Genomic DNA, 20,027 nt, shown 5'->3' with positions numbered 1-20,027 from the left:
CTGCGTTCTATTTAGCTTAATGGGTTACAATATGAGCCTTGTTGAGTTTGTTGGGACAATTTTTGGCTTGCTTTCTGTTTGGTTTGCTGCTCGTTCAAAAGTGCTCGCATGGCCTGTGACACTTATAAATACCATCGCATTTTTTCTTGTGTTTTATCAGGTAAGGCTCTACTCGGACATGCTGTTGCAGATTTACTTTTTTTGTATAGCCATTTATGGATGGTACTACTGGCGTCGTGGCTGCGCTGAAGCGACCAAGCCTGTTGAGCGGCTGAGAAGGAGCGATTACTTTGTGGTTGCAGGAATAGCAATTGTTGGTGCTGGGAGTTTAGGGGTCTTCATGAGCCGAATTCACCTGCTAATTCCAAGCATATTTCCAGAACCCGCATCATTTCCTTTTGTAAATGCCTCCTCAGTAATCTTAAGTATGATTGCTAATTGTCTGATGGCTACTAGAAAACTTGAGAATTGGTATTTATGGATGTTTGTTGACATAATCTGTGTAGTTGTATATCTGATGCAAGGCATTCTTTTGATGTCTTTTGAATATCTTATTTTGTTTGGTTTATGTATTTATGGTTATCGATCATGGTTTAATGAATTTCGCTTTCAGTCTGTCTCAAAATCGTGAAAAAAGGTAGCGTTATTTTGCCCAAAGCATCAAATTCCCTGCTGTAAGACACGGAAAGTTGTTTCACTGGTTTTGTGGTTATTTCTATATTTGCTCAACCATTTTCGCGAAGACATGAATAGAGAAGCGGATTTTCTGGTGGTTGGAGCTGGTATCGGCGGTTTGAGTTTTGCCCTAAAGGCAGCCGAGCATGGACGAGTGATAATTATCAGCAAAACAAATATTGAGGAGACCAACACCAGCTATGCACAGGGGGGAATTGCTTCGGTAATGTACGATCCTGATACTTTTGAAAAGCATATCTCGGATACGCTAGAAGCTGGAGCAGGACTTTGCAACCGAGAGGTGGTAGAGATGGTGGTTCGTGAAGCACCCAACCAAATAAGACAGCTCATAAACTGGGGTGTCAAGTTTGACAAAGAGGAATCGGGAAAGTACGACCTTAACCGGGAAGGGGGCCATTCGGAACACCGAATTCTTCATCACAAGGATAATACAGGCTTTGAGGTGCAGCGTAGGCTATCGGCGGCGGCGAGAGCACATAAGAATATCACGGTGCTGGAGCACCACTTTGCGGTTGAGATTATTACGCAGCATCACTTAGGAAGGTTGGTAAAGCGTAATATGAACGACATAGAGTGCTATGGTGCTTACGTACTTGACCTAAAGACCCAAACAGTCCATACGTTTAGGTCGAAGGTTACGGTGCTGGCTACTGGAGGTACAGGTAATGCCTATCACACAACGACGAACCCATCGATAGCTACCGGTGATGGTATTGCAATGGTGCATAGGGCCAAAGGAATTATCGAGAATATGGAGTTTATACAGTTTCATCCTACATCGCTGTATAACCCCAACGAGCGGCCATCGTATCTTATTACAGAGGCAATGCGTGGCTACGGAGCGATTCTTCGTACCATCGATGGGCGAGAGTTTATGCCTAAGTACGACAAGCGCAGCAACCTTGCTCCCCGCGATATTGTAGCCAGAGCTATCGACAATGAAATGAAGCAGCGAGGTGATGATTTTGTTTACCTCGATGTTACCCATAAGGATGCCGACAAAACACGATATCACTTCCCGAATATCTACAAAAAATGCCTATCCATTGGGATTGATATTACAAAGGACTATATCCCGGTGGTTCCTGCTGCTCACTACCTTTGTGGAGGTATTAAGGTCGATTTGAAGGGAGAGACCACAATTCATAAGCTGTATGCTGTTGGAGAGTGCTCTTGTACGGGACTTCATGGAGGTAACCGTTTGGCGTCGAACTCGCTAATAGAGGCCGTTGTTTATGCGGAAAAAGCGTATCAGGATGCGCTTGCTAAGCTTGAAACCATTTCTTTTCAGGAGAATATTCCTGATTGGGATCATGGAGGAACAACGCACACCGAAGAGATGGTGCTGATTACCCAAAACTATAAGGAGATGCAGCAGATAATGAGCAACTATGTAGGAATTGTTCGCTCTAACCTTCGGCTTGAAAGGGCGCTTAAGCGTTTGGAAATTCTGTATCAAGAGACCGAGGAACTTTACAAAAAATCAATTCTTACGCAAAGTCTCTGCGAACTTCGTAACCTTGTTGCCGTTGGATATCTGATTATAAAGCATGCAAAGGCGATGAGGGAGAGCGTAGGACTTCACTATTCGCTCGACTATCCTAGCAATAAAACTGGTTATGAGTTTTAATGGTAGCGACATACTCAACTTATATTTTGGAGCCCTGCATTAGCGGGGCTTCTTTTTTATGGCTAGCCGTGGGAAAACTCGAAGAACGATAATATTTTGAATGGTCTTCTGGATGTGTCAGTGCTATTAAGCCATGATGAAATAAGCTAACAAGATCTAAAAAATGTCATTTGTAGGTGGTAATCTTTTTAAATAAGCATGATGCTGTAGCAGAAAGGCACAATATTTGTCAGGTTCATGTAGAACCAAACAAAATCGTATGAAGAAGATTATATTCCTTTTAGGTCTAGTATCGGCTTTCGCATTTACAAGTTGCGACGATAACGACGGCTATTCGCTGGATAACTACTGGATAGGTATGGCTACCGTAGATAAAATTTCAGAGAGCTCCAATGATTTTTACCTGATACTTGATAATGGCGATAAGTTGTGGCCTGCAGCGACCAACCTGCCGTTGTACAATCCAAAGGATGGGCAACGGGTGGTTGCCAACTATACTATTCTGTCGGATGGCAATAGCCGCTACGATCACGATATCAAGTTAAACGATGTATATCAAGTGCTAACCAAGCCCGTGATGGAACTTACGCAAGCTAATGCCGATAGTATTGGAAATGACCCATTACGAGTTCTTGATGCTTGGGTCGGTTCTGATTACCTAAATATTGAGTTTGAATACCCAGGTTATAATAAGCGTCATATGGTGAACCTTGTATATAGCGATTTGTTTGACAATGGCGGCGACGCGGTTAACCTTCAATTTAGGCAAAATGGTTATGGCGATGAGAAGAGATACTGGTATCGAGGCATTGTTTCTTTTGATTTGACCAAGCTGAAGAAAGAAGGGCAAACTTCTGTTAAGTTAAAGGTTAGCTCTACAGATCAAAATGGAACCGTAAGCACTTTTGAAGTTACCTATGATTGGTCTAACAAGGCGGCACAGGTAACCAAAACGGTGAAAAATCTATCGAATTTCGTTGAAGTGAAATAGCTCAGAAATTAATGAAAAAGTGAAAAAAGGCAGCCTAGGCTGCCTTTTTAGCGTATTATTCCAATTTTTTTTAGTTCCCAAAAGCAACGGGCTGTTGCATTAATGTCTACAGCGGCGTTGTGTGCTTCTTCAAAATCTTTGTTGAAAAGCTTGATATGCAGCTCCGATAGTTTGGGCCACTTATAGCCATATGGACCTGGGATGGCGCAAAAGTCAGTTGTCTTTTGCATGGTGCAGATCTTCTTTTTGAACGCAACAGGGTTTGCTTGGCGTAAACGGAGAAATTCGGCGCCAACAATTTTCTCGTCAAAGCTCATGTTGTGGGCAACAAGGTATTCTGCCTGATTGATATCTTTTTGAAATTCTGACATTACGTATGCCAGCGGCATGCCTTCGCTGATTGCCCGTTCTGTGGTAATTCCATGTACTTTTGAAGAATCTGCAGGTATTGTAAACCCATCAGGACGTACAATGTAATCTTTGCCGCAGATTTGGTTTCCATTCCTGTCGTACACGAGCCATGCTAGCTGTACTAATCGAGGCCAGTTGTTTAAATCTTCGATTGGTGCTTTCCAGTTTTTGGGAAGACCTGTGGTTTCTGTGTCAAAAAATAGGTACATGCTATTAGTATTGGGTGTTGTTAAGGGTGATATAGCCTACCTTGCCAAGTATTTAGCTCGTTAAGACGCTTGTCGAGCATGGAAACGAGCTGCTCATTGCGAACCATTCCCCAGCCAGGACCAGCCTGAAAGCGAGGAGGTACCTCTCCTGCAAAGCGCTCCACAACAAATTTTGGGTTTAGTCGTTCCAAAAAATGAACAAAAAAATCAATATATTCTTCCAACTCAAAGAAGCTGAATCGCTCAGGGAAAAGTGCGTACTCTTTAGCCATTTGCGTTGCCTTAAATATCTGTAGTTGGTGAAATTTAATTGTATCTAAGGGAAGTTTGGATAGGATCTCCGCTTGCGCGAGCATTTCTTGGCGAGTTTCGCCTGGAAACCCAAAAATCATATGGGCGCCAACTTTTATATGTCTTTTGGCTGTTTCTTCGATTGCCCAAATGGCTTGTTCGTAGGTATGGCCACGATTAACTTTTTCGAGAGTTTTGTTATAGCAACTTTCGATACCGTACTCTATAGTTACATACTTATCTTTCGAGAGTTCTGCAAAATAGTCTAGCTTTTCTTCATCTACACAGTCAGGGCGAGTCCCAATGACCACTCCGATTACCTCAGGAACCTCAAATGCTTGGCTGTATATCTCCTTTAGTCGCTCTAAAGGAGCGTAGGTGTTGGAGTAGGCCTGAAAATAGGCGAGGTATTTGGTTGCTTTTTGGTAACGTTTAACATGAAACTCAATGCCCTCTTCGAGCTGTTGCCTGATGCTTTTTTCGGGAGTACAGTATGAGGGGTTGAAGGCGTCGTTTAGGCAAAAGGTGCATCCTCCGTGTGCAACCTTACCATCCCTATTGGGGCAGGTAAAGCCAGCATCGATGGTTAACTTTTGAACTCGCTCTCCAAAGAGCCCTTTAAAATATCGGGAGTACGAGTTGAATCGACGGTTATCTCCCCATAAAAATGTTGGTTCGCTGCTCATTTGTTTGGTTTAACGTACAAATGTACTAAATTTAGTACGGAACATGTTTCAAAAAAAGAGACAGGTAAACAAACACTTGCGTGAAATGTTGCCCAATATTCTTTTGCGAATTTGTTAAAATGGAGTGTTTTTGATGATTTAAGGTCATACCTTCTTCTAGAAATATTGAACACAAAATGCCCTTAGCGGATAATTTGTTGTTTATTATTTATGATTTCTAATAATGAGAGTTAGAATAGCTGCATTTTTAGCGCTCTTGATTTGTACGACCACTCAGAGCTACTTGTCTGCTCAACCTTCCGATAGCATATCCGTTAGGCAGGTTGTGCCACTTGCAATTTCTGCTGGAGGTAGCTACAGCTATGTCTTTAGGCCTGAATATGCGCGCAATATGAATTTGCACTTTCCAAATGCAGAATCATTTTCTGTCAATCTGTACTTCAGGCCTAATCGGGCGGCTCTTGTCGACTCTCTTTTTGGCAATCCCTATTTTGGTATAGGCTTCAATAAGCCCTACTTTCATCAATCCGATTTTTTAGGGAATCCCTACTCCATTTACTTATCTTATGGGCTGACTATCCTTGAGCCAAGCAAAGCATTGTCGCTAGGTTTTGAGATAAAACTCGGGGGTGCCTTTCGATGGAAATCATATGACAAGAATGATAATCCAGCGAATAGGCTACTTGGAGGACGAAATAACTATCATGCTGCTGCAGATCTTTATCTGAAATATGCTTTGGGAAAAAGGATACAAGCGCGGTTTGGAGTAACGTTTACTCACAACTCCAATGGTGGATATCGGCTTCCGAATACAGGCTTAAATACGTTGGGAGGGTATGGTGATCTCCTTTACAATTTCAGTGAAGATAAGACTAGCTTCTCCAAAGGGACAAAACAGAACTATAGGATGGTACCACATTTTGAGTACGACCTAAATGTAATGTACGGATCTCGTCAAATACGGGGGCAGCCAGAAAATACTAAGTCAACGGGAATTATCGACCATTCGTTTAAGACTACAAATGTAAATGCTTTTTTGATGTTTGTTGGTTTGCCTTATGTTAGAGCAGGGGTCGGACTTTCTTTGATTTATGATGAAAGTACAGGTATTGTTGTAGAGCAGCTAATCGATAAGGAAAGTGCTCAGGTTAGCTATGAGTATGAGCCATCTAAGATATCGAAAAGATTCTCTCCTGGATTTCTTGGGAAGCTGGAGATTTCAATGGGGTATATTTCTGGATTCGCGGACGTGGGCTACATATTTAGTAGGACGGAAGGTTTTTATAGTACCATGTGCGCAAATATTGGGGCAAAAACATATGTTTATAAAGGATTCAACGCCAGTTTTGGCGTTCAGATGGTTCCTTCGCGTAAAGCAAACTGTACGTTCATTTCTTTGGGATATTCGTTCAATCACCACTCCGTAATCCGTAGATGATTGTGAGGTTGGCTGGTGGTTGGTAGGTGTTTTTCGGTGAATTTCTTATCTAAATTTTCTCGCGATGGTGTCTTGTTGCTGCTATTCGTATATATTTACCACAACATTTAAAATATACTGCTATGAACAACAGGTTTATTGGGCAATCGCTGCTAGGATTGGCCATTCTTGGTTTAATTGCAGCGGGATGCTCGAAGTCAAAATCAGAATCGAAAGACTTGCTTCTTTCAACGATGGATACAACGGTAAATCCTGCTGATGACTTTTTTTCATACGCTAATGGTTTATGGATAAAGAATAATCCTATTCCGGCGGCCTACAGCAGCTGGGGGATTGGGAATGTTATTAACGATGAAATTTATGACCGCTTAAAGAAGATCAACGAGGATGCCCTAAAAGATGGCGGAAAGGTTGGAAGTAACGCTCAAAAAATTGGAGATTTTTGGTATAGCGGAATGGATACCGTTGCTATTGAGCGGGATAAGTTTAGTCCGTTAAAGTCAGATTTTGATCGAATTGCCAAAATAAGCAATGTGGAAGGTGTGCTTGCAGAGGTAGCCTACCAGCATACACTTGGGATACAGCCTTTGTTTTCTATGTATGTCGGTCAGGATCAAAAAAATTCAGCAGTAATGGCTCTCTATTTGGAGCAAGGAGGAATTGGGCTTCCAGATCGCGACTATTTTTTTAATACAGATGCTCGAACAAGTAAGATTAGGAAGGAGTACCAATCTGGTTACCTCGTTAATATGTTGAGGTTGGTTGGACTTCCAACCTCTGAGGCTGGTAAAATATACAGCTTGGAGGAAAATTTGGCTAAGGCTTCGCGTAAGTTAGAGGCGCTACGTGATCCCTATAAAAACTATAATAAGATGGCAGTCGCTGATCTTAATCGGTTAACACCAGGGATAGATTGGGCAAAAATGTTTCCAATGATGAAAATCCAGAAGGTTGAGTCTGTGATTGTAGGGCAGCCCGAATTCTTTAAGCAGGTAGCTGCTAGCCTAAAATCATCTTCTATTGATACTTGGAAATCGTACTTAACGTTAAGCTTAGTTGGAGAGTATTCGTCTTACCTTCATAACGAAATTAATAAGGAGACGTTTAGATTTTACGGAACCGTAATTTCTGGAGCAAAAGAACAGCGTCCCCGATGGAAAAGAGTGCTAGGGGCAGAAGAAGGTGCAATGGGAGAGGTTTTAGGTCAACTTTTTGTGAAGGAATTTTTTCCAGCGCACACAAAAAAGCGCTATGAGGATATGGTTGAAAATGTGAAGGCAGCCTTTGGCGAGCGGATAAAGAAGTTAGACTGGATGAACGATTCGACTAAGGCAAAAGCAATTCATAAGCTGGCCAAGGTCTCAAAAAAGGTGGGTTATCCTAATAAATGGAAGGATTTTTCCAAGTTGACGATTGACAGAGGTCCTTATGTGCTAAACATGAAAAGAGCAGGTGAGTTTTGGTATGCAGATAACATTAGTAAGCTGGGTAAACCGGTGGATAGAAGCGAATGGGGGATGACACCTCAAACCTACAATGCATACTACAATCCTTCCAATAATGAGATTTGTTTACCTGCAGCAATCTTTACAATACCAGGGTGGAGTGATGATGATATTGATGATGCTATAGTTTATGGTTATGCTGCAGCATCAACCATTGGTCATGAAATTACCCATGGTTTTGACGATCAAGGTAGCCAATATGATGAAAAAGGAAACCTTGTCAAGTGGTGGACGCCTACCGATGAGGCCAAATTTAAAGAGAGAACACAGAAAATTGTGAAGCAATTCAATGGGTATGTAGTTCTTGATAGCTTGCATGTAAATGGAGAGGCTACTCAAGGCGAAAATATTGCGGATTTAGGCGGAATTGTAATTGCTTGGGACGCATTTACTAAAACCAAGCAGTACAAGGAGGGTAAAAAGATTAATGGATTGACACCAGCTCAGCGCTACTTCCTGGGTTATGCGTTAGGCTGGTTGGGGCATCATCGAGATGAGGCGCTTGCAAACCAAATTATGACGGATGTCCACTCGCCTGCAAAAGTGCGTGTTAATGGACCATTCTCAAATGTTGATGCTTTTTATGCTGCCTTTAATGTGAAACCCGGCAATAAGATGTATATTCCCGAAAACCAAAGGGTGAAAATATGGTGATCGGTTATGATAGAATTGGTAATGGCTGCAGAATATTTTCTGCAGCCATTTTTCTTGGATGAGGAAGAATCTTTCGCGTTTAAATTTTGTTAAGTAAAATAGTTGCTAACAGGAATAGGGGAAAAGTTCTATATTTGCTAATTAATCGTTGTAAGGAATAAATTAGCCTTGTTGCAGAATTTTAACCACGGGTTTGCGTTTTTTGCACCCCAAAAAATTGTGGTATGGACTCATGCCAAGAATTGACTAACAGCACCGAAAAACAGCTTCAATTCGACCAGCGCTACCTTGAAATGGCTCGAATATGGGCGAAAAATTCTTACTGTGTAAGACGTAAGGTTGGTGCGCTTATCGTAAAGGATCGGATGATAATTTCCGATGGATATAATGGAACGCCTGCGGGCTTTGCCAATGTGTGCGAGGACGAGGAGGGTAAAACTTTTCCTTTTGTTTTGCATGCCGAAGCAAATGCCATTAGCAAAGTCGCCAAAAGTAATAACTCAAGTCAAGGTGCTACGCTTTACATTACGGCATCTCCCTGCGTAGAGTGCTCTAAGTTGATTATTCAAGCAGGTATCATACGAGTTGTTTATATAGACCTATATCATAATACAGATGGAATCGATCTACTCCTGAAAGCAGGAATTCAAGTAGACCGTATTACCATTTAAATTTCCAACAAATGTCATACGACAATAAGAAACGCGATATTCTTCTTCCCATTTTAATAGCATCCTCGCTTATTGTAGGAATTCTTATAGGCCTTCAGCTGCGAGAGAATGACATTAAGCGTAGTCGGCTTTTTAGTTCAAAATCAGATAAACTAAATGCCATTATGAACTACATAGAGGAAGAGTATGTCGATACCATAGCAAAGGATTCTTTGGTAGAGAAAACCATTCCTTTGATGATGTCAAATTTGGATCCTCACTCCGTTTACATACCAGCAAAAGAGTTGGATGGGGTAAATGAATCTTTGGACGGGGAATTTACTGGTATTGGTGTAGAGTTCAATATGCCCAAGGATACAATTGTAGTTTTAAATACGATACCAGGTGGTCCTTCCCAAAAAGTAGGAATCATGTCTGGAGATAGGATTGTGAAAATAAACGATACCCTTGTTGCTGGAATAAAATTTCCTCAAGACCAAATAATGAAAAGGCTGAGAGGAGTAACTGGTTCTAAGGTAAAAGTGAGTGTTAGGCGCTTAGGCGTGGCTCAACTCATAAATTTTTCCATAACAAGAGGGAAGATTCCTGTTAAAAGTGTCGATGTAGCCTATATGGTAGAACCTCGAGTGGGGTATATCAAGATTTCTAAATTTGCGAAAGATACCTATGAAGAATTTGTGCAGGCTCTTGATAAGTTGCATAATCAAGGCATGACCAAAGTTATTATGGATCTTAGGGGGAATACTGGAGGTTATTTAGATCAGGCCGTCAAAATTGTTAATGAGTTTTTGCCGGAAGGGAGTTTGATTGTTTACACTCAGGGGAAAGCGCGACCTCGCCAGAATTTGTATGCAGAGTCTAATGGGGCTGCGAAAAAGGATGAGTTGGTAATTCTTATAGATGAGGAAAGTGCTTCTGCCAGCGAAATTGTTGCAGGAGCAATTCAGGATAATGATAGAGGGATGATTATTGGTCGTCGCTCATTTGGAAAAGGATTGGTGCAAGAGCAGGCTAGCTTAACCGATGGCTCTGCCATTAGGCTTACCGTTGCTCGATACTATACGCCAACAGGTCGTTCAATTCAGAAACCATACAAGCTTGGTGATGGAGTTGACTACTACATGGATCTCAACAAGCGTTACGCACATGGAGAGATGGCAAACCAAGATAGCATTAAGCAAAACGAAAAGTTAAAGTATAAGACTCCTAGTGGAAAAATAGTATATGGAGGTGGTGGTATTATGCCAGATATCTTTGTTCCTTTAGATACTGTTGGTGTTGGAAATTTCTATAAAAAGGTGTACGAGCAGAGCCTGATTTTTAAGTTTACCGCCGATTTTTCAGATAAACACAGGCATGATCTTCAAAAAATAACATCATTAAGAAATCTAAAAGCATACTTGACGGGTCACAATCTAATGGGACAGTTTGTTCAATTTGCCGTTAATAATGGTGTTTATCCAAAGGGTAGGGAGTTAGGTCAATCGTATAAACTGATCGATGCTCAGATCAAAGCGTTTATTGGGCGTAATACCCCTTTGAATGATGAAGGTTTTTACCCTTTTATAGAGCCTATAGACAATGTTCTAAAGAGAGCAATAAAAGAGATGCACACGAAGAAATATGTGGCATCGAAAGCCAAGAGATAGAGAAAAGGCCTGCATGTATTTTGCAGGCCTTTTTTATTTCTAACCAAGTGTAATGTCAGAAAAAAGACTGTCTATGGCTTGATCGTAATAAACGAGCTGGCCAAAAGAGACGCATTCATCATTTGGAGAAAGCTGCTTATGGAAGTAAAGTTGATACTTGTCTCCATAAAAAAGGTCAAGAATGTCAACAAGCAGCACATGCTGAAAGACAGATCCACTAAAGGCTATTTGTGTTGTATTTTGTTTCTTTGCTGCAAGAATGGCTACATAAGCTAGCGTGTAAAAGAATTTATAGGCAATAAAATCAGTCTCAATATTTTTTTTAAGGTCTTCAAAAATCTGTTCTAATATTAGTGTAGGATCTAATGCTTCGTCCAGCTCGGTATCTTCATGAACGTAGAGTTGGACTTTAGAGTGGCCATTTTTTGATACAAATTTAGAAGCCTCATCTTCCAATAGAATAGCCGCATTGTCTTCGAAAGATTGCCGGTTGCATAGGTTAAGTATCGAGGCAACTCCATCTATTAGACGTGCTATAGATGAGCATTGAGTAGACACTCGGGCTCCTAGAAGTTTGTTGTAGTAAAGCCATTCTCGCTCGCTAAATCTGGATTCGAGATTTTCTTTGGGTTCTATATGCGAGCATAAGGAGATAGCGCTTATGCGGGGTTCAAAAGCCGTTTTTTCTCCAATTAAGTAGGGGTAGTAGCTAAGATGTGCTATTCGGCTCATTGATCCTGAATTGTACAAAAAAAACTCTCCACCCCAAAAGTGGGAGTCATCGCCGAGGCCTGCTCCATCCCAAATAACTCCTAGTACTGGAGAGGTGGTGTTAAATAATCCATTTTCGGCAAGAACAGCGGCGAAATGAGCCTTGTGGTGCTGGATTGTGTCTGATGGAATTCTCAATTCTTCGGCAATTTTTTCCGCAATTTGATGGCTAAAATAGTTGGGATGAAAGTCTGATAAAACGACTTTGGGATTAGCTTTAAGTAGTGTTTTGTAGTATTCGAGTGTTTCTTTATAGGAGTGTTGAACTTGCAGATTTGAACTGTCTCCCAGATTTTGGCAAACAAAGGTGTTTCTGTTGTGTATCAAGGCAAAGCCACCGCGAGTTGACGCTCCTGTAGCTAGTAGTGTCCTTTCAGACTTTGGTGTATAGCCGTAGTGGTTAGGTGCCATCCCTCTAGAGCGCCGTACTATTATTTTTCGTTTCTTAATATTTGTAAATTGGATAATGCTTTCTTCTTGAGTTGTTGTCATGTCTGCATTGTACAGAACAGTGTAGTCTCCTAACGAGGAGTTTGCTTCGAGGTAGCGTTCATTTTCAAAGAACGCGGCTTCACCACTATGGTTTGCGCTGGTGATAGCAATTGGTTTTTCAAAATCGTGGGCAATTAGGGCCATTATGGGGCTACTGGGGAGCATTACCCCAATCTTGGATAGACCTAATGTGGCCGACTCTGAAAGTTCGGCTAATGCCTGTTTATGTAGTAGAACGAATCCTGAATTTTCTAGTAGTTCAGTACGATGGTGCTCCTCGATTGAGAAATCTTTTTCGATTAAGGTTAAGTTTGGATATATAAAATTGAAAGGTTTTCCGCTGTTTTTACGTTTTCGTATGGTTTTTACTGCATTATCGGCATTTGCATCTGCAATTAGATAGAAGCAGGATGTTTCCTTTAAAGCTATTATCTTTCCTTGTTTTAGCAGTAAAACGGCAGCCGTAATGACTTCGTCTTCTCCGTTTGCAATAATTGTATTATTACTGTCAAACATCGAAATTTCTGGATGGTCGTTTTGCGAAATAACTGTTTCTGCCAAATATCTCCGGCTCTCAGCGCTAAATGCATCATCCTTGGGAGCAATCCGAAAATTTCGTATTGTGAGGTTGTCTCTAATAGACGGAAGATGCTCTGTAATAGAAAACCTCCAACCGCAGTTATTGCACGAAATAAAGGGAAATCTGTACCAGGGGCTTGCTGGATCAAAGAGTTCGTTCCGGCAGCTTGTGCAGAGACCTAAATCTGGGGTTGGTCTTGCAGTTGGGGTTTCACACGATTCGGATTCTTCTATGATGAAGTTCTTGTATGATGCTCCTTTTGTAGGACTTACTTCAAATCGTTCTATTATGGCTTGTGTGGATGACTCCCCTAAAATTTTTTTTAGAAAGATATTTACAGTGTCTTTATCCGCAGAAATTGTAAGTTTTAATCCATCTCCATCGTATTTTGCAGTTCCTGCTACTCCCATTTTGCTGGCAATTGTGCAAGCAAGCCTTCTAAGTCCAACACCTTGAACACATCCATGCAACTTGATTTGGAAACTCTCCTTTGTTGCTACATTCGTATCCTTAATATTTGCATCGTTTGTTTTCACCTGCCTCTTTTCTTTTTTTGAGATCCTTTAGTGTAAACAAGAGGCTTGAGGTAAAGGTTGATATCTGAAATATAAATTATCGCCTATGTCACTTTGAACCTAATCAATAGCTATTTTTGTTTAAAATTATTTTAGAATGACCAAGAAAGAAAAGATCGCATTGGCTGTAGTTTTGCTATTGGTGATTATTAACCTCGCTGTTGGTGTTTTAATAATGGTTAAGATTGCAGGAAGCTTAGGTGCTGCTGTTAAATTGAAAGTATAAAGACAACTAAAAATGGTACGAGCACAGTTAGGGCAATACCGCTGAATAAGGCTATTATTGCAACATCCTTTCCCGAGTATTTCATTATCATCGGAAGGCATGTATCCATTGATGTAGCGCCTGCTGCTGCAACTGGTGCTAACTTGCCAAATAAACGTACATAAAGCGGTGCTAGCATGAGCGTAGAAATTTCACGAATCATGTTGGCAAGAAGAGCAACAACCCCCATTTCATTGCCGCTTGCTCGGCCAATAAAAATGCTTGATAGGCTATAGTACCCGAAACCAGAGCCGATCGCAAGTACATTTTTGGTGTCTATTCCTTTTACTATTATGGAGACCAGCAATGAGCCTAGTATAGTTCCTACCACAATACCTATTGGGACTAGAACTATTTTGTAGTTTACCGATTTTAGTATGCTGATGGCATGCTCATCTACCCCAATGCTTACTCCTACCATGAACATTAGAAAATAAAGAGATGCGGTACTTAGGTCGTATTCTTCCATTTGTTGAGGGAGCACACCAAGGTATGCAAGTACCATTCCTAGTAGGAATATGGCTAGTACAATTAGGCTGCCTTTCATTTCTTACTTTTATTTTGGCTGAAAAAATAGTGTTGAATGAGGGATACAGTCGCAATGCTGCCACCAATTGCTCCTGCTGCAATTACAAGAGCCCATATACCAAGCGTGGGCAGGTTTTCCATTACGACCCGGTTTGTTCCAACGCTTGCGCCAAGGATAAATAGTAGTAGCCAGATTGCAATGGTTACCATATATTCTATTGGCTTCGTGGTTTTAAGCCATCGGCGAATGAGTAATCCTACACCAAAACCAATAATAAAGAGAATAATTACCGCAAGCATAATATCGAAATGGTTTGAGCCACAAAGATAGTATAGAAAAAGAACAAGCCCATCGCAATGATGGGCCTGTTGGATATATTAACCTAGCTCACTAATTCGTTCAAGTTTGTTAAAATCGAGAATTTTAATGCGTCGTCCATCTAAATGGATTATATCCTCTGAGGCAAAGCTGGAAAGCGTTCGAATCGCATTTGAGGTGGTCATGTTGGATAGATTTGCCAGATCTTCACGTGATAGGTAAACCTTTAGAGTCGCTCCATCATCTTCATAACCATAAGTTTCCTTTAGAAAAACAAGGGACTCGGCAAGCCGTCCTCGAATGTGCTTTTGGGTAAGCGTTACGGTTCTGTTTGTAGAGAATCCTAATTCGGAAGCAACCGCTTTTAGTATTGCAAATGTCATATCGATATTGCTGCGCATAATTCGATAAAGAGTTGCTTTGTCTACCACGCAAATAATGCTCTCCTCAATGGCCTGTACCGAGGAAATGTAATTTTCTTCAGCAAAAAGCGCGCGATAGCCTATCATGCTGCTTGGTCTGGACATTCTTACTATCTGTTCGCGTCCTCCAACTCCCTCCTTGAATAGCTTAATCTTTCCGCTTACAAGTATTACCAACCCTGCAGGTTTATCACCCTCTTTGAAGATGATGTCTCCTTTACGGTATCTATGCCATGTGCAGTGTTCTTTTATCTGTTCTCTGTCTTCAGGTGTGAGATGTGCAAATACGCTGTAGACATTCTCGATGTAAAAGTTTGCGTCAATTTCGTGATGCCTCATGTTATCTAACCCACCATTTTTTAATCAGTAACTATTGAACCATTTCAACTTGCAGAAAGTATGTCTTGCAACAATTTTTCTGTTTTACAACATTGAAAATTAGCTCAATATTACTAAACATAGATGGGATAAAAAACTTATTCCTTTCTTTTAGTTCATTTTAACTCAGTACGGTTAATTACTATATTGTTTTTCGGAGCCTGTATTCTGAACATCAGGCTGATCCCTTTTTTTTGGGTGAAAAATGAGGAGAACATAAAAGTAATCCTAAGCAGACATGGCTGAGGTGCTCTCTGTTGAACCTCGAAAAAAGATTTCTTTTCTTTGCAGAAATTTAAACGGTTGTATGACAACAGAACTTGCTGATATACTTCGTAGAGCTAAGGATAACCAGAAAAAAATCAAGGCGTTTTTTGAGCGGCTGAAGCAACGAAAGGTGAAAAATTTAGACTCGCTATTTCATGAGTTACACGATGAGGTTTTTCAAGAAGTTGATTGCCTCGATTGTGCAGGATGCTGTTCTACGATCAGCCCTATAGTTACAGATAATGATATATCTCGGGTGGCAAAGCATTTGCGCATAAAACCTTCTCAGATGCTAGACCAATATTTATATATGGATTCGGACAGCGACTATGTGTTTAAGGTGACACCTTGTCCCTTTTTAATGGACGATAAGTGTTGTAGTGTATATGAGGTTAGGCCTAGAGCCTGCCGCGAGTATCCGCATACAGACCGCGTGAATATGCAGCAGATACTGAGTATAACCTATAAAAATACGTTCTTCTGTCCCGCAGTTGCGCTAGTTGTAGAGCGACTGCAGCAGCGTTTGGGATAGTATAGCAGAAGGGCCGTAAATTATTTACGGCCCTTCTGCTATAACAGTATGACGAATGCTAGTAAAGCATCTTGTTATCGCTTTTAAGCTCAGTGGTAACCCATATTACAAAGGAGGTGGCAATGTAAAGTAGTATGATAAGGGGCAAAGCGTATAGCTGTAATGCGGCTAGTAATGTTACCGAAACGGTGATAAATCCGTATTTCAGAGCGTTATTTTTAAAGCTGAAATTTTTAAACTTTAGGGCAAACATCGGGAGCTCACAAACAAGCAAAAATGAAAATAGTGCGGTGATGGAGAACAGTGTCATTGGGTGAAGAATGAAGTTTAGGAGTGATGTGGAGTGGGTGTGCTCAACAATTATTCCCAATGACAAAATGAAGATTGCGTTTGCTGGAGTTGGAAGCCCAATGAAGGAGGTTGTTTGGCGTGTATCTAGGTTGAATTTTGCTAGTCGAAAGGCCGAAAAAACGGCTATAAAGAAAGGTATAGCTAAAAAGAAGTAAACCCAGAAGTTCATGCCTCCAGCATTTAGGTATAAAAGAAGTTTTGCGAGCGGATCTATTCCGTTGTTCGAAAAAGATTCAAAGAAACCGATAAATAAATCTTCGGGCATTAACGATTGAGCCATCATTTGAAGCATGATAACAGCCGGTGCTACCCCAAAACTAACCACATCAGCAAGAGAATCAAGCTCCTTGCCAATTTCTGAGTGAACATTTAAAAGGCGAGCGACCATTCCGTCAAAAAAATCGAAAACAGCAGCAAGTAGTATGAAGATTCCAGCACCTGTTAGTTGACCATGAAACGCTAAGGCTATTGCAATTATCCCCGAGACTAAATTTAGGGAGGTTATGCTATTAGGAATATTCTTAATAAAACCTGATTGGGTCATTATTATAATGTTTTTCTTTGTTGCAAATGTAACCTAAAATCTGTACGAACCCGTATTTTGCAGTATTAACCAAAATCGTATAACCTTATTATTAGATAATTTAACGCTGTATTTATCTTTAGGTAATCTGTAGGCTGTTAGATCATTTTGTTCGGAGAGTAATTCTTTAGGTTATTGAAATCTGAGATGAAAATAAACTATCTGCATCAAAACGGAAGAAGTGCCACCATCTTTGGTGAAAATTAATAAACTCGTTACTTTTATCGCGAACAATAACGACCCAAAATAAGTCTCAGATGTACAGAATTGCAGTAGATTTTGATGGAACTATTGTAGAGAATTGCTACCCTAAAATAGGAAAGCCGCTACCTTTTGCATTTGAAACGCTAAAGGCATTGCAACAGAAGGGTTGTATGCTCATTTTGTGGACGTGTCGCGAAGGAACCCTATTGGAGGATGCCGTGAAGTATTGTTCTGCGATGGGGGTAGAGTTTTATGCCGTAAATAAAAACTATCCCGAAGAATCACTTGAGAGTCCGTCGTCAAGAAAAATAGATGCCCAGTACTATTTGGATGATAGAGGGTTGCCAGCCTTCATGGGGTGGGGCGAAACTTTTCAGTATCTTTTCCCTGATGATGGGAGATCTTTTAAGAAAAAACGTTTTAAAATATTTTAGACGAATGATAGTGAATTTAGGTAAGCTACTTGCTGTTTCTGTCGTTTCTGTAATTTTTCAGTCATGTGATGGAAACTCAAATAAGGTAGCAAGCAGCGCAGAGGAAATAAAGGCGCTGCCTTTAATTGAAATGTCATCTCCGAAGGATGGAGAGCTGATCGCAGAAGGAACTTCTGTGCCTGTAAAATATTCACTTCCCGAGGGCGTGAAGGATGTAGACTCTACCGTGATCTCTTTTAATGGAAAGGTAGTCTCGAGAGGAACGGAACCAGCGGTGGTTATACAAACAACGGGATTGAAAATGGGGCGTCAGGAAATTAAGATAGAAGCCTATAAAGGAGGTGCCGTTGCCGCTGAGAAGTATAGCTCAATCAGCATTAAATCTGCAAATAAGCCAACACAATATACTTATAACGTCCTTAAAACATATCCACACGATACTCGTGCCTATACGCAAGGATTAACTTTCGATAATAATATTTTGTACGAAGGAACGGGACAAAAAGGAGAATCGGAGTTGAGGATTGTTGATCTCAAATCGGGCGCTGTTAAGAAAAGTCTTCAGCTTCCTAGTGATATATTTGGGGAAGGAATTGCGATTTTAGGAGATAAGATTTTTCAGCTATCATGGCAAGAACAGCGCGGCTTTGTGTACGACAAGCGGTCGTTTGAAAAGCTTCGTGAGTTTATGTACCCTTGTGAAGGTTGGGGGCTTACTACCGATGGAACCGTTTTATTTCTCAGCGATGGGACGAATGTCATCAGAGTTTTTGATCCTGAAAAGCTGATTGAAATTTCGCGTATTGAGGTATACGATGATAAAAGTTCTGTGGCTTATTTGAATGAGCTTGAGTATATTAATGGAGAAATATGGGCAAATATTTATATGACAGATAATATTGCTCGAATTGATCCCAAAACAGGACAAGTTCTTGGTTATATTGATTTTAAAGGGCTACTTCCTAAGGCCGATTACGGTCCTGATACTGATGTTCTAAATGGAATTGCTTACAATTCTCATACGGGGCAGCTATTTGTAACTGGGAAAAAATGGCCAAAATTGTTTGAAATCAAGGTACAGAAAAAGTAATTCCTTTTGCGGATATGTTTAGCGCCAAGATTTTTCTTGGCGCTAAACATATCTACAAATGTGGGACTCCTTAATAAAAAAGAGGAGTAAGGTTGCCCTTACTCCTCCGTGTATGGTCTAGCATTCCATTTTGCTTACTCAGCGTAAAGCGATGCAATATTAACAATAACTTCTTTTGCTTTTACCATGGACTCTAAAGGAATGTACTCAAATTTTCCGTGGAAGTTATGGCCACCGGCAAATATATTAGGGCATGGTAGTCCCATGAACGAAAGTCTAGCGCCATCGGTACCACCGCGGATTGGCATGATGTGTGGTTTAACGTCGGCCATCTCCATTGCTTTCACCGCATTTTCGATGATGTGGTAATGAGGTTCAACCATTTCGCGCATGTTAAAGTATTGATCTTTAATCTCCACGGTAACGCAGCCTGCTCCATAACGTTGATTTAGGAATTCGGCTACGCGCTGAATCTCTATTTTTTTTGCCTCAAACTTGGCGCGATCGTGGTCGCGGATGATGTACTGGAAGGTGGCATGCTCTACTGTTCCGTCAAATTTCATTAGGTGGTAGAAACCATCGTAGCCAGTGGTATATTCTGGGCGCTGATTTACGGGTAGCATGGCGTTAAATTCTTGTCCAATAAGGATGGCATTTAGCATTTTGTCTTTAGCATAGCCTGGATGTATGTTGCGACCCTGAATCTTTACCACAGCACCTGCCGCGTTGAAATTTTCGAACTCGAGTTCGCCAATTGCACCTCCATCAATGGTGTAGCCAAAATCGGCGTTTAGTTTCTCTACGTTGAAGTAGTCTACACCGCAGCCAATCTCCTCGTCGTGCGAAAAGGCAACTCGAATGTCTCCATGCTTAATTTCAGGGTGCTGTACCATGTATTCCATGGCCGACATAATGGCTGCAATCCCCGCTTTATCATCTGCACCCAAAAGGGTGGTTCCGTCGGTAGTAATAATGGTTTGACCTACGTAATCAGCAATTTCTGGGAAGTCGGCCACCTTTAGGGTAAGGCCTGTTTCCTTATTTAGAAGTATGTCGTTTCCGTCGTAGTTTGGCCAAAGCTGAGGCTTAACGTTGGCTCCAGACATATCTGGGCTAGTATCCATGTGCGCCATAAAGGCAATGGTTGGCACCTTTTTGTCTACATTCGAAGGTAAGGTTGCCGTTACGTAGCCATGTTCATCAACATCTACGTTTGCTAGGCCAATCGCTTTAAGTTCTTCTTCGAGCAGGCGACCAAGTACTCTTTGCTTTTCGGTGCTTGGATATGATTTTGAGTTAGGGTCGGATTCTGTATCGATCTTTACGTAACGCAAAAATTTGTCTAAAATATTCTCTGACATTTCTATGTTTTATTTGTCTGTTTTTACTTCTGTTCGCACTAACA

At 41.0% G+C, this 20,027-nt stretch carries 19 protein-coding genes; 11 read left to right on the top strand and 8 right to left on the bottom strand.

Annotation, left to right across the window (positions count from 1 at the left end; all coding sequences use genetic code 11):
* Positions 1 to 31 precede the first annotated feature (31 nt).
* The 3 genes from pnuC to L990_RS17665 all read left to right on the top strand — a co-directional run bounded on the left by pnuC (position 32) and on the right by L990_RS17665 (position 3,317).
* Positions 32 to 631 (top strand): nicotinamide riboside transporter PnuC, encoded by a 600-nt coding sequence (pnuC, locus tag L990_RS17675; protein WP_197057331.1) that lies wholly within the window; start codon positions 32 to 34, stop codon positions 629 to 631.
* Between the two features lie 114 nt (positions 632 to 745).
* Entirely contained in the window at positions 746 to 2,326 is a 1,581-nt protein-coding gene (nadB, locus tag L990_RS17670) for an L-aspartate oxidase (protein ID WP_047452162.1), read from the top strand.
* Positions 2,327 to 2,585: 259 nt separating this feature from the next.
* The gene (locus L990_RS17665) at positions 2,586 to 3,317 is read left to right on the top strand and encodes a NigD-like protein (protein ID WP_052181129.1); all 732 of its coding nucleotides are present in this window, start codon (positions 2,586 to 2,588) and stop codon (positions 3,315 to 3,317) included.
* A 47-nt stretch (positions 3,318 to 3,364) separates the two neighbouring features.
* On the opposite strand, the gene L990_RS17660 is transcribed toward L990_RS17665, so the two are convergent.
* Both L990_RS17660 and L990_RS17655 read right to left on the bottom strand, forming a co-directional pair.
* Positions 3,365 to 3,937, bottom strand: a complete 573-nt coding sequence (locus L990_RS17660) for a 3'-5' exonuclease (protein ID WP_047452160.1) — start codon at positions 3,935 to 3,937, stop codon at positions 3,365 to 3,367.
* A gap of 20 nt (positions 3,938 to 3,957) precedes the next feature.
* A complete protein-coding gene (locus L990_RS17655; protein WP_047452158.1) occupies positions 3,958 to 4,914 on the bottom strand; it encodes a TIGR01212 family radical SAM protein in 957 nt (318 codons plus the stop codon).
* 223 nt (positions 4,915 to 5,137) lie between these two features.
* On the opposite strand from L990_RS17655, the gene L990_RS17650 reads away from it, so the two are divergent.
* The 4 genes from L990_RS17650 (at position 5,138) to L990_RS17635 (ending at position 10,831) form a co-directional block, all read left to right on the top strand.
* On the top strand, positions 5,138 to 6,352 hold the full coding sequence (locus L990_RS17650) for an acyloxyacyl hydrolase (RefSeq protein WP_047452156.1): 1,215 nt from the start codon (positions 5,138 to 5,140) through the stop codon (positions 6,350 to 6,352).
* A gap of 122 nt (positions 6,353 to 6,474) precedes the next feature.
* Positions 6,475 to 8,511: a M13 family metallopeptidase gene (locus tag L990_RS17645; RefSeq protein ID WP_047452153.1), complete on the top strand. Its 2,037-nt coding sequence runs from the start codon at positions 6,475 to 6,477 to the stop codon at positions 8,509 to 8,511.
* A 224-nt stretch (positions 8,512 to 8,735) separates the two neighbouring features.
* On the top strand, positions 8,736 to 9,182 hold the full coding sequence (locus L990_RS17640; RefSeq protein WP_047452152.1) for a deoxycytidylate deaminase: 447 nt from the start codon (positions 8,736 to 8,738) through the stop codon (positions 9,180 to 9,182).
* A gap of 11 nt (positions 9,183 to 9,193) precedes the next feature.
* Positions 9,194 to 10,831, top strand: coding sequence for a S41 family peptidase (locus tag L990_RS17635; protein ID WP_047452151.1), 1,638 nt, complete (start codon positions 9,194 to 9,196; stop codon positions 10,829 to 10,831).
* A 39-nt stretch (positions 10,832 to 10,870) separates the two neighbouring features.
* Here L990_RS17635 and L990_RS17630 read toward each other — a convergent pair whose 3' ends face one another.
* Complete coding sequence (locus L990_RS17630) at positions 10,871 to 13,210, bottom strand: Sua5/YciO/YrdC/YwlC family protein (RefSeq protein WP_047452149.1); 2,340 nt, start codon at positions 13,208 to 13,210, stop codon at positions 10,871 to 10,873.
* Between the two features lie 136 nt (positions 13,211 to 13,346).
* Between L990_RS17630 and L990_RS20550 the strand changes: the two genes are divergently transcribed.
* Positions 13,347 to 13,475: a hypothetical protein gene (locus tag L990_RS20550; protein ID WP_262480656.1), complete on the top strand. Its 129-nt coding sequence runs from the start codon at positions 13,347 to 13,349 to the stop codon at positions 13,473 to 13,475.
* Here the strand turns inward: L990_RS20550 and L990_RS17625 are convergent.
* The 3 genes from L990_RS17625 to L990_RS17615 all read right to left on the bottom strand — a co-directional run bounded on the left by L990_RS17625 (position 13,459) and on the right by L990_RS17615 (position 15,122).
* Complete coding sequence (locus L990_RS17625; protein ID WP_047452147.1) at positions 13,459 to 14,061, bottom strand: lysine exporter LysO family protein; 603 nt, start codon at positions 14,059 to 14,061, stop codon at positions 13,459 to 13,461. The two genes, L990_RS20550 and L990_RS17625, sit on opposite strands and share 17 nt — an antisense overlap.
* Complete coding sequence (locus L990_RS17620; protein ID WP_047452145.1) at positions 14,058 to 14,342, bottom strand: LysO family transporter; 285 nt, start codon at positions 14,340 to 14,342, stop codon at positions 14,058 to 14,060. Before L990_RS17620 ends, L990_RS17625 begins: the two co-directional genes overlap by 4 nt.
* A 78-nt stretch (positions 14,343 to 14,420) precedes the next feature.
* Positions 14,421 to 15,122 carry a Crp/Fnr family transcriptional regulator gene (locus L990_RS17615; protein WP_047452143.1) on the bottom strand — a complete coding sequence of 234 codons (702 nt, stop codon included), beginning with the start codon at positions 15,120 to 15,122 and terminating at the stop codon, positions 14,421 to 14,423.
* A 346-nt stretch (positions 15,123 to 15,468) separates the two neighbouring features.
* On the opposite strand from L990_RS17615, the gene L990_RS17610 reads away from it, so the two are divergent.
* Entirely contained in the window at positions 15,469 to 15,960 is a 492-nt protein-coding gene (locus L990_RS17610; protein WP_047452141.1) for a YkgJ family cysteine cluster protein, read from the top strand.
* Between the two features lie 58 nt (positions 15,961 to 16,018).
* On the opposite strand, the gene L990_RS17605 is transcribed toward L990_RS17610, so the two are convergent.
* Positions 16,019 to 16,855: a CDP-alcohol phosphatidyltransferase family protein gene (locus tag L990_RS17605; protein WP_047452139.1), complete on the bottom strand. Its 837-nt coding sequence runs from the start codon at positions 16,853 to 16,855 to the stop codon at positions 16,019 to 16,021.
* A 296-nt stretch (positions 16,856 to 17,151) separates the two neighbouring features.
* Between L990_RS17605 and L990_RS17600 the strand changes: the two genes are divergently transcribed.
* Both L990_RS17600 and L990_RS17595 read left to right on the top strand, forming a co-directional pair.
* The gene (locus L990_RS17600) at positions 17,152 to 17,532 is read left to right on the top strand and encodes a hydrolase (RefSeq protein WP_047452137.1); all 381 of its coding nucleotides are present in this window, start codon (positions 17,152 to 17,154) and stop codon (positions 17,530 to 17,532) included.
* 4 nt (positions 17,533 to 17,536) lie between these two features.
* Positions 17,537 to 18,622 carry a glutaminyl-peptide cyclotransferase gene (locus tag L990_RS17595; RefSeq protein WP_052181128.1) on the top strand — a complete coding sequence of 362 codons (1,086 nt, stop codon included), beginning with the start codon at positions 17,537 to 17,539 and terminating at the stop codon, positions 18,620 to 18,622.
* A 134-nt stretch (positions 18,623 to 18,756) separates the two neighbouring features.
* Here the strand turns inward: L990_RS17595 and pepT are convergent, their stop codons facing one another.
* Positions 18,757 to 19,983 (bottom strand): peptidase T, encoded by a 1,227-nt coding sequence (pepT, locus tag L990_RS17590; protein ID WP_047452135.1) that lies wholly within the window; start codon positions 19,981 to 19,983, stop codon positions 18,757 to 18,759.
* Positions 19,984 to 20,027: the final 44 nt, after the last annotated feature.

This window comes from Alistipes sp. ZOR0009 (assembly GCF_000798815.1).
In the GTDB taxonomy this organism is placed as follows: Bacteria; Bacteroidota; Bacteroidia; order Bacteroidales; family ZOR0009; genus Acetobacteroides.
Note: the sequence above shows the minus strand (reverse complement) of the source record. Positions and strands in the feature narration are given on the sequence as shown.